Here is a 10,549-nt window from a genome sequence, read left to right on the forward strand (position 1 = left end):
CATGAGCAACGCTGCGATTGAACTGGCCGCCAAAGACCTCAACGCCCACGGCGGGGTGTTCTGCCCCAGCCCGCTGGCCGACATGAAACTGTGGAACACCCACCCCAAGGTGTACCTGGATGTGGCCAAAACCGGCGAAGCCCGCTGCCCGTATTGCGGCACGGTGTACCGGCTCAAGGCGGGCGAAACGGTGGGCCACGGCCATTAAAAAAGGCGTGGCGCCAAAGAGGCCCGTTCAAGCCAACCGATTGCGCTGATTCAGCGCAATACCACCCAATTGGCCTTGTTCCTTGTTAAGACAACGCAACAAGGCCAATCACGATTCATCGATCTGCAGACACTGCATACGATCTATTCAACGAAATAAAAATGGGGCCTTTAAGAGCCCCAAGTAGGTTAAATAATTGGTGCGAAGTAGTCTAGAAAAACCTACTCAACAGACACCAACAAGGGGAAACCACATGATTCTCGTCACCGGCGGCGCTGGCTTCATTGGCGCCAATTTTGTGCTCGACTGGCTCGCCCAGCACGACGAGCCCGTCATCAACCTCGACAAACTCACCTACGCAGGCAACCTGGAAACCCTGGCCAGACTGCAAGGCGATGCCCGCCATGTGTTCGTTCAAGGCGACATTGGCGACGCCGCTTTGGTCTCGCGCCTGCTGGCCGAGCACCGCCCGCGCGCCGTGGTCAACTTTGCGGCCGAAAGCCATGTGGACCGCTCCATCCACGGGCCTGAAGACTTCATCCAGACCAACATCGTTGGCACCTTCCATCTGCTGGAATCGGTGCGGGCTTATTGGGGCAGCTTGCCAGGCGCCGAGCGCGAAGCGTTCCGCTTTCTGCATGTGTCCACCGACGAGGTGTATGGCAGCCTGGGCAAAGACGACCCCGCCTTCACCGAGAACCACCGCTACGAGCCCAACAGCCCGTACAGCGCCAGCAAAGCCGCCAGCGACCACCTGGTGCGCGCCTACCACCACACCTACGGCCTGCCGGTGCTCACCACCAACTGCAGCAACAACTACGGCCCGTACCATTTCCCAGAAAAACTCATCCCGCTGATGATCGTCAACGCCCTCGCGGGCAAAGCCCTGCCGGTGTACGGCGACGGCATGCAAATCCGCGACTGGCTGTATGTGAAAGACCATTGCAGCGCCATCCGCCGCGTGCTCGAAGCGGGTCGCCTGGGCGAGGTCTACAACGTGGGCGGCTGGAACGAAAAGCCCAACATCGAGATCGTCCACACCGTGTGCGCCCTGCTCGACGAGCTGCGCCCGCGCGCCGGCGGCCAGCCCTATGCAGCCCAGATCAGCTACGTGACCGACCGCCCCGGCCACGACCGGCGCTACGCCATCGACGCACGCAAGCTCGAAGCCGAACTGGGCTGGAAGCCGGCCGAAACCTTCGAGTCCGGCATCCGCAAAACCGTGCAGTGGTACCTGGACAACCCCGACTGGGTGGCCCATGTGCAAAGCGGCGCTTACCGGGAATGGGTGGGCAAACAATACAGTGGCAGCGCAGCATGAAGATGTTGCTGCTGGGCAAAAACGGCCAGGTGGGCTGGGAACTGCAACGCAGCCTGGCCCCCTTGGGCGAACTGGTGGCGCTGGACCGCCACAGCACCGAGGCCGACGGCGGCTGCGGCGACCTGAGCCAGCTGGACGCCCTGCGCCAGACCGTGCTGGCGCTGCGCCCGGATGTGATCGTCAACGCCGCCGCACACACTGCTGTGGACAAGGCCGAAAGCGAGCCCGAACTGGCCCGCACCCTCAACGCGCTGGCCCCCGGTGTGCTGGCCGAGGCCGCGCACCGCGTGGGCGCGCTGCTGGTTCACTACTCCACCGACTACGTGTTCAACGGCAGCGGCACCACACCCTGGAGCGAAGACGCGCCCACCGGCCCGCTGAGCGTGTACGGCAGCACCAAGCTCGACGGCGAACGCGCCATACAAGCCAGCGGCTGCCGCCACCTGATTTTTCGCACCAGTTGGGTGTACGCGGCACGCGGCGGCAACTTTGCCAAAACCATGCTGCGCCTGGCCGCCGAGCGCGAACGCCTGACCGTGATCGACGACCAGTGGGGTGCCCCCACCGGTGCCGAGCTGATTGCCGACGTGACGGCCCACGCCATAAGGCAAGCGCAGCAAGACCCCGGCTGCAACGGCGTGTACCACCTGGCTGCTGCTGGCGAAACCAGCTGGAACGGCTACGCCCGCTTCGTCATCGACACTGCGCGCGCCCTCAAGCCCAGCCTGGCTCTGGCGGTGCAAGACGTGGCCCCGGTGCCCACCAGCGCCTTCCCCACGCCCGCCACGCGCCCGCTGAATTCGCGCCTGAACACCACCCACCTGCGCCAGACCTTTGGCCTGGTGCTGCCCGACTGGCAACACGGCGTGCGGCGCATGCTGAGCGAAATTCTCTGACCGCAACAGGAACACCCATGACCCAACGCAAAGGCATCATCCTCGCAGGCGGCTCCGGCACGCGGCTGCACCCGGCCACCCTCGCCATCAGCAAACAACTGCTGCCGGTGTACGACAAGCCCATGATTTATTACCCGCTGAGCACGCTCATGCTCGCGGGCATTCGCGATGTGCTCATCATCAGCACGCCGCAAGACACGCCGCGCTTTGCCCAATTGCTGGGCGACGGCAGCGCCTGGGGCATGAACCTGCAATACGCGGTGCAACCCAGCCCGGACGGCTTGGCGCAGGCCTTCATCATCGGCGAGCAGTTTGTGGGCAACGCGCCCAGCGCGCTGGTGCTGGGCGACAACATTTACTACGGTCACGACTTCACCCACCTGCTGGGCGATGCCGATGCACAAACCAGCGGCGCGGCCGTGTTCGCCTACCACGTGCAAGACCCCGAGCGCTACGGCGTGGTGGCGTTTGACGCCGCCGGCAAAGCCAGCAGCATCGAAGAAAAGCCCCTCAAGCCCAAGAGCAACTACGCCGTCACCGGGCTGTACTTCTACGACAACCAGGTGATGGACATTGCCAAAGCCGTCAAGCCCAGCGCTCGGGGAGAGCTGGAAATCACCGCCGTGAACCAAGTGTATCTGGACATGGACCAGCTCAACGTGCAGATCATGAAGCGCGGCTACGCCTGGCTGGACACCGGCACCCACGAGAGCCTGCTCGAAGCCGGTCAGTTCATTGCCACGCTGGAACACCGCCAGGGCCTGAAGATTGCCTGCCCGGAAGAAATTGCCTGGCGCCATGGCTGGATAAACAGCGCCGCGCTGGAAGCTCTGGCCCAGCCGCTGCTGAAGAACGGCTACGGCCAGTACCTCAAACGCATCTTGAACGAAAAGGTTTTTGTATGAAGGCCACACCCACCGCCATCCCCGACGTGATGGTGATTGAACCCAAGGTATTTGGTGATGCACGCGGCTTTTTCTTCGAAAGCTTCAACCAAAAAGCCTTCAACGAAGCCACCGGACTGAATGTGAACTTTGTGCAGGACAACCACAGCCGCAGCGCCAAGGGTGTGCTGCGCGGCTTGCATTACCAACTGCAGCAACCCCAGGGCAAGCTGGTGCGAGTGGTGCGCGGCGCGGTGTTTGATGTGGCGGTGGACATCCGCAAAAGCTCACCCACCTTTGGCCAGTGGGTTGGCGTGGAATTAACTGAAGAAAACCACAAGCAACTGTGGGTGCCGGCGGGTTTTGCGCATGGGTTTTTGGTATTGAGTGAGACGGCCGACTTTCTGTACAAGACCACCGATTACTACGCGCCTGCGCACGAGCGGTGTATTGCGTGGAACGATCCGACTATTGGCATTGAATGGCCTGCGGACATTGCACCAAAACTATCTGCCAAAGACCAAGCTGGTCTTATCCTTGCACGAGCTGAGGTATTTGCCTGATGCAAAATTTTTCTGCATCTCCTCGGGAGCTAGTGGTCAGCCTTTGGCGCAACAAAGCGCTAATCCGTAGCCTCGTAAAGCGCGAAGTGGTTGGCCGCTACAAAGGTTCCATGTTGGGCATTTTTTGGTCGCTGGCCAATCCCATCTTTATGTTGATGGTCTACACGTTTGTCTTCAGTGTCGTTTTTAAGGCGCGCTGGGGCTCGGGTGGCAGTGACTCCAAAACCGAATTTGCACTGGTTCTGTTTGCCGGTCTGATGGTGTTCAACCTCTTTGCTGAATGCATCAGCAAAGCACCCGGTCTGATTTTAGCCAATGCCAACTACGTTAAAAAGGTCATTTTTCCGCTGGAAGTGCTGCCTTGGGTCAACATGGGCAGCTCTTTGTTTCAGTTTGTCGTCAGCCTGGGTGTTTGGCTGGTGGCGTATGCAATCTTGTTTGGTTTGCCACATTGGCATGTGCTGCTGCTGCCCTTGGTGCTGATGCCGCTTGTGCTGTTTGTGATGGGTCTTAGCTGGGCGCTAGCCTCGTTGGGCGTATACCTGCGCGACGTAGGGCAGATCATTGGCGTGCTCATCACCATGCTGATGTTTTTGACCCCTATTTTTTACCCTGCCTCGTCTTTGCCGCCTGCGTACCAAAGCGTTATTTTCCTGAACCCACTCACCGCGCCTATAGAAATGGTTCGAGACTTGATGTACTGGGGCAAGTTCCCTAGCATCCGCCTTCTGACCATGTCCGCTTGCGGAGCCCTGGGCTTTTCCATGCTGGGCTTTGCCTGGTTCCAGAAGACACGCAAAGGGTTTGCCGATGTCATCTGAATACACCACCGAATACGCCATTGAGGTGAATAGCCTAAGTAAGTGTTATCAGATCTACGACAAGCCCAGCGACCGTCTCAAGCAAATGCTGGTGCGTGGGCGCAAGCAGTACTACAAAGAATTTTGGGCTCTCAGAGATGTCAGTTTCAAGATCAAAAAAGGCGAGACCGTCGGCATCATCGGCCGCAACGGCTCGGGCAAATCCACCCTACTGCAAATGATCTGCGGCACACTCAATCCCACAGCGGGCGAAATCACGATAAAAGGCCGTATAGCCGCGCTGCTGGAGTTGGGAGCGGGCTTCAACCCTGAGTTCAGCGGGGTTGAAAATGTCTACATGGCCGCATCCCTCTATGGGCTGAACAAAGCCGAAATCGATCAACGCTTTGATGCGATTGCTGCGTTTGCCGAAATAGGCGATCACATCTACCAACCCGTCAAAACTTACTCCAGCGGCATGTACGTTCGATTGGCTTTCGCCGTGATTGCGCACGTGGATGCTGACATTTTGGTGGTCGACGAGGCCCTTGCGGTGGGTGATGCGGTGTTTACACAGAAGTGCATGCGCTTCATCCGCAAATTCAAAGAAAACGGCACCTTGCTCTTTGTCAGCCACGACATGGGCTCTGTACTCAACTTGTGTGAGAACGCAGTGTGGCTGCACAGCAGCCAGGTGCGCGAGATAGGCGCCGCCAAGGACATCTCAGAAAATTATTTGCAGTACACACTTCAAGAAGTCTATGGGGGCGAAGCACAACTGCAAGCCATTGAAAAGCTGGGGATAAACCACAAAGGTCAACCTGAAGAAGCGCGCGCAATAGAACCGGAAAGAAGCCACACCACAGGTGCACCGCCCCTTTTGGACTACCACGCTCAAGCCCAGGTGCTGAGCAACCTGAATGAGGCCAACGGCTGGAAAAGCGGCGCTGGCGAAATAGTAGCAGTCAACTTGACGGTGGCCAGCCATCCCAAAAATAGCAATGGCGTCCTGCAAGGCGGGGAGATGGTCAAGATGTGCATCACAGCCGTCGCTCACGAAGACATGGACAGACCCATCCTTGGTTTTTTGGTGCGCGATAAATTGGGCCAAGATCTGTTTGGCGAAAACACATTGCCATTCACTAACCTGCAGCCACACCCCGTACTGGCAGGACATCGATTTCAGGCTGAGTTCAACTTCAGATTGCCCATGTTGCCCAATGGCGATTACACAGTCATGACTTCATTGGCCGATGGCGACCTATATAATCACGTTCAACACCATTGGCTGCACAACGCACTCATCATGCATGTGGTATCCAGCAAAGTCCGTTATGGATTGGTAGGGGTTGAGTTCAAAAATGTATGTATATCCAAAATATGAAAACACTGGCCGATCTATATCAAAACCACACTGGCAAAGTTTCTGACAAATGGTCACTCTATTTGAGTGAATACGACAGGCTTTTTACCCCCTACCGTGAGCAGCCTATATCTTTGTTGGAAATTGGTGTTCAGAATGGTGGGTCGCTGGAAATTTGGAGTCAGTTTTTGATCAATGGAACAAAATTTGTAGGCTGCGATATCAACCCTGACTGTGCAAAGCTGACTTATGAAGACCCACGCATTACCGTCATCGTGGGCGACGCCACCACTAACGACACCCAGCACAAAATACACCAACAATCAGCTACTTTTGACTTGATCATCGAAGACGGATCGCACACATCGGGTGACATCGTCAAAGCGTTTGCCCAATATTTTCCGGCACTTAGGGATGGCGGTCTATTTGTCGCCGAAGACCTGCACTGTAGCTATTGGCAAGAATTTGATGGTGCAATTTATTATCCATTTTCCTCCGTTAACTTCTTCAAGTTACTTGCCGATGTCATTAATCACGAGCATTGGGGAGTAGAAAAAACGCGCACCGCGTTAATTTCCGGATTCAAAGAAAAATTTCAAGTTGAAATTTCCGAGCGCACGCTTGCACAAATTCACTCCGTGGAATTCCTGAACTCAATGTGCGTAATTAAAAAAAATAACCCAAAAATAAACCAGTTAGGAAGTAGAATCATCGCAGGGACTGATGAATCGGTTGCTTCAGGACACTTATACTTTATAGACTCTGAAATAAACGTACAGCCGCAGTCCAATAACTATTGGGCCAATTTATCCACATCGCCAGCCGAAAGTTTTCAGGTCCTCACTGCAGCCATAGCAGAGCGTGATGGACTCATTCGCTGTTTAAACCATCAAAAATATGAACAACAGGAAGAGTTAAATAGACTTTATCTTAGCAATTCTTTAAAAATAACTAAGCCTTTTCGGTGGTTGCGCAGAAAAATTCACCTCTCCGCACATGCAATCAGACTTGCTAGGCAATATATTGGCAATCATGGGGGTCTTGTCTCGGGCGGTTTGATGATGCTTAGGCGTAGTCTTGACATCATTAGTGCGTCAGGCTTCAAGGGATTCATGCAGCGTCTGCGTGACTACTCTAACTCATCCAGCTCGCGATCGTATGTTTTACCAGTCCCTGCTACTGTTTCACCACTATCGTTATCAGATCAGGAGATAGAAAATTTAAGGTATCCATACCCAAATGATCAAGATCTTCTGCATCCTCAGACGCTTGGCCAAGGTTATCGATTTTGGAAAACTTACAATTTGCCAACTAGCGTAGACGTTATCGTTTGTGTGCATAACGCACTGGATGACGTAAGAAATTGTCTGAGCTCCATCGTGCGACATTCACCCTCGCAATGCGGGATTGTAATTGTGGACGATGGTAGTCGAGATGATACCCGAGACTATCTCCTGAATTTTTGCAAAGAGCAAGGTGCAATCTTATTGCGCAACGAAGAAGCCAAGGGATATACATTTGCGGCGAATCAGGGGATGCGGACATCAACGGCCGGATACCTGATCCTGCTAAACTCTGATACCATCGTGACGCCTGGATGGATTGAGAAGATGGTGGCATGCGCGGAATCCGATTCTAAAATTGGTTTGGTAGGTCCATTGAGCAATACTGCCTCTTGGCAATCAATTCCAGAAATTGAAAAAGATGGCGATTGGGCAACAAATCCGTTACCTGAAGCAGTTTCTATTGAAGAAATGGGGGGGCTTGTTGCAAAATACTCGGGACAAACCTATCCTCGCATGAGCTTCCTGAACGGATTTTGCCTTTTGATACGCCGAGACGTCATCGATAAAATCGGACAATTTGATGAGGAGACATTTGGCCGAGGATATGGCGAGGAGAACGACTATTGCCTCCGTGCGCGAAAAGCAGGCTGGTCTTTGGCGTTAGCCGACGATGCCTATGTATACCACGAACAATCTAAAAGTTACAGCCATGAGAAGCGAAAATTACTTGCTGATCACGCAGGAATGCAACTCACAGCCAAACATGGCAGCGAAATCATTGCGCAAGGAGTAGACCAATGCCGTTGGGATCGATCTCTGATTTCGATTCGTGCTAGAACAGCTGCCAACTTCATACGCGAGATGGTCACCTCGCGCGCACGCGCTGCATGGGAAGGAAAACGGATACTGTTTGTATTACCCATCATGCATGCCGGTGGTGGTGGCAATGTTGTGATCACAGAGGCTTTGACCATGATGCGCATGGGCGTTGGTGTCACTCTCTTGAATCTCGCCACCCACAAGCGGGCATTCGAGAAAAGTTATCCTAACTTGGATATACCTCTAATCTATGTTGACTCCGGTGCAGACATTCCTCGCCACGCGGTGGGATTCGACGCTGTGATAGCAACAGCCAATCATTCTGTTCAATGGATTGCGCCTCTGCAAACTGTTCCCAATGGTCCCGTTCTAGGTTACTACATTCAAGATTTCGAGCCTTATTTCTTTAACGTGGGGACCGATGCCTACAAGACAGCCTTGGCATCATATAGTCTTGTTCCCAAGATGCGTTTGTTCACCAAAACTGAGTGGAATCGGAACGAGGTCTTAGCCAAGACAGGTCGCAGCCCTGTCGTTGTGGGGGTTAGCTTTGATGCTGATTTATTCTTTCCGAGGCGGCGAGAACAGGGATTCCAGAACGGTGCTGTACATATAGTGGCAATGGTGCGTCCAAGTTCTCCACGTCGAAATGCGGAGGGAACGATTACGGCACTGGCCAAGATCAAGGCAGCGTTCGGCGACAGGGTTGCGGTATCAATCTTCGGCACCGAGAAGGATGGCCCCCCGATCCCCTGGGGCAATGCAGATACCAAGTTCGCAAACTACGGACAATTGACACCGCAGAAAACCGCGCAGCTACTCAGTTCTGCTGACCTGTTTATCGACATGTCACATTTCCAGGCAATGGGCCTGACTGCAATGGAGGCTATGGCATGCGGCGCTATTCCTATATTACCGCAGGCCGGTGGGGCAACGAGTTTTGCACAGCATAGTGTAAATGCGCTTATTGTTGATACGTCAGATATCGACGCCGTAGTTGCGGCTGCTTCAACCTTGATCAATTCTGACGATCAGCGCCGCAGAATGCAGAGTGTGGCTCTTGCTTCAGCGGCGCTATTCTTTCCAGAGAAACCTGCGAGTGTAATTCTTGAGACGCTGTTTCAATAAAGGAGACCACATGAGCCTAACTATAAATGTGCTTTTCGAACACGATCGTACGGGTGAAGCCCACGGCTGTTCCCATATTCGTCTATTGCGGCCGTTGGGCCATCCATCCCTGGCTGCGTCGGTGCGATTGATAACATCCCATCAACTTGCTCGGGAACCAGCGGACGTTGTGATCGTTGAGCGGTGGTGGAAGCCGGACCTGTGCGAGCAAGATGCGATTGAACTCGTCGCCGAGGTCAGGCAGCGTGGTGCCACATTGATTTACACTCTGGATGACAATCTGCTTGATCTCGGATTGGATGAGGAGGGCAATTCCATCGCCGAAGAGACGCTAAGAGCAACCCGATACTTCATCCGTACTGCACACGGTCTAATCGTTTCCACACCAGCGCTTGCTCAACGGCTTTCTGCACTCAATTCAAGAGTGATCGTCTTACCCAATGCTCTTGATGAACGTCTGTTCAAACCTAAAGAACGAGATGTCGTGCGCCCAGGTTCACGCCCGTTTAGTCGCGCAGAGAGTGATGACTTCATACGAATTGGTTACATGGGAACACTTACCCATGCCTATGATCTGAAAATCATCGTAGAGCCGTTGCGCAAGTTACTTTACCATTATGCAGATAGTGTGCGTTTAGAGATTGTGGGTGTGAGTGCTGAACAAGAACGAATAAAAAGACTATTTGGTACCGCAGTGAAATTCTTGGAACCCACTGACGGTGCCCACTATGAATGTTTTGCCAACTGGTTCCGATCCAATGTACATTGGGATATTGGACTGGCACCGCTATCATCCAGGCAATTCAACCAATACAAATCCGATATCAAATACTTAGACTATGGCATCTTGGGTATTCCGGGTATCTTTTCGAAGATCGGCCCATATCCCGCCTCAGTCCTTAACGGCGTCACTGGCATACTAGTTGACAATAACGTCGAAGCGTGGTATCGCGCCATGGAAGCACTGGTTCAGGATGAAGACATGCGCAAGCAGCTAGGAGAGCGCGCATTTAAGCACGTGCATACAGAGCGGACGCTTGAGGCACGGGCTGGTGATTGGATTCGCGCCATTAGTGAAATTCGATTGCTAGCGCGAAACGTGCACTGACCATTTAGGGAAACGCTGCAAAACCACCCCCGAGGTATGGCAGACGTAAGCCCAGTGCAGCACACTCAGTGACCATGAAACAAAGCAGCTTTGACCTGAACCTGAGCACGCGGCGCACCCGCAAACAGGCGTTTTTGCAGCAGATGGACACCGTGGTTCCCTGGGCTGCTTTG

Annotated in this window: 9 protein-coding genes and 1 pseudogene; all 10 read left to right on the forward strand. The window is 54.1% G+C overall.

Going from position 1 to position 10,549, the window contains the following annotated elements; translation table 11 throughout:
* Position 1 precedes the first annotated feature (1 nt).
* A complete protein-coding gene (locus tag Q7J58_RS19215) occupies positions 2–208 on the forward strand; it encodes a zinc-finger domain-containing protein (protein ID WP_304831242.1) in 207 nt (68 codons plus the stop codon).
* A gap of 253 nt (positions 209–461) precedes the next feature.
* On the forward strand, positions 462–1,529 hold the full coding sequence (gene rfbB / locus Q7J58_RS19220) for a dTDP-glucose 4,6-dehydratase (protein ID WP_304831243.1): 1,068 nt from the start codon (positions 462–464) through the stop codon (positions 1,527–1,529).
* Positions 1,526–2,425 (forward strand): dTDP-4-dehydrorhamnose reductase, encoded by a 900-nt coding sequence (gene rfbD / locus Q7J58_RS19225; RefSeq protein ID WP_304831245.1) that lies wholly within the window; start codon positions 1,526–1,528, stop codon positions 2,423–2,425. Before rfbB ends, rfbD begins: the two co-directional genes overlap by 4 nt.
* 17 nt (positions 2,426–2,442) lie before the next feature.
* On the forward strand, positions 2,443–3,330 hold the full coding sequence (rfbA, locus tag Q7J58_RS19230; protein WP_304831247.1) for a glucose-1-phosphate thymidylyltransferase RfbA: 888 nt from the start codon (positions 2,443–2,445) through the stop codon (positions 3,328–3,330).
* On the forward strand, positions 3,327–3,872 hold the full coding sequence (gene rfbC, locus Q7J58_RS19235; protein ID WP_304831249.1) for a dTDP-4-dehydrorhamnose 3,5-epimerase: 546 nt from the start codon (positions 3,327–3,329) through the stop codon (positions 3,870–3,872). Before rfbA ends, rfbC begins: the two co-directional genes overlap by 4 nt.
* Entirely contained in the window at positions 3,872–4,693 is an 822-nt protein-coding gene (locus tag Q7J58_RS19240; protein WP_304831251.1) for an ABC transporter permease, read from the forward strand. The genes rfbC and Q7J58_RS19240 overlap by 1 nt, the downstream gene beginning before the upstream one ends.
* Positions 4,683–6,056 carry an ABC transporter ATP-binding protein gene (locus Q7J58_RS19245; RefSeq protein WP_304831253.1) on the forward strand — a complete coding sequence of 458 codons (1,374 nt, stop codon included), beginning with the start codon at positions 4,683–4,685 and terminating at the stop codon, positions 6,054–6,056. Before Q7J58_RS19240 ends, Q7J58_RS19245 begins: the two co-directional genes overlap by 11 nt.
* Complete coding sequence (locus Q7J58_RS19250; protein WP_304831255.1) at positions 6,053–9,268, forward strand: glycosyltransferase; 3,216 nt, start codon at positions 6,053–6,055, stop codon at positions 9,266–9,268. The genes Q7J58_RS19245 and Q7J58_RS19250 overlap by 4 nt, the downstream gene beginning before the upstream one ends.
* 10 nt (positions 9,269–9,278) lie before the next feature.
* A complete protein-coding gene (locus tag Q7J58_RS19255) occupies positions 9,279–10,376 on the forward strand; it encodes a glycosyltransferase (RefSeq protein ID WP_304831257.1) in 1,098 nt (365 codons plus the stop codon).
* A 74-nt stretch (positions 10,377–10,450) separates the two neighbouring features.
* A pseudogene (locus tag Q7J58_RS19260) lies at positions 10,451–10,549 on the forward strand (IS5/IS1182 family transposase); the annotation flags it as partial.

Origin of the sequence: Hydrogenophaga sp. (genome assembly GCF_030656115.1) — a bacterium.
In the GTDB taxonomy this organism is placed as follows: domain Bacteria; phylum Pseudomonadota; class Gammaproteobacteria; order Burkholderiales; family Burkholderiaceae_C; genus Hydrogenophaga.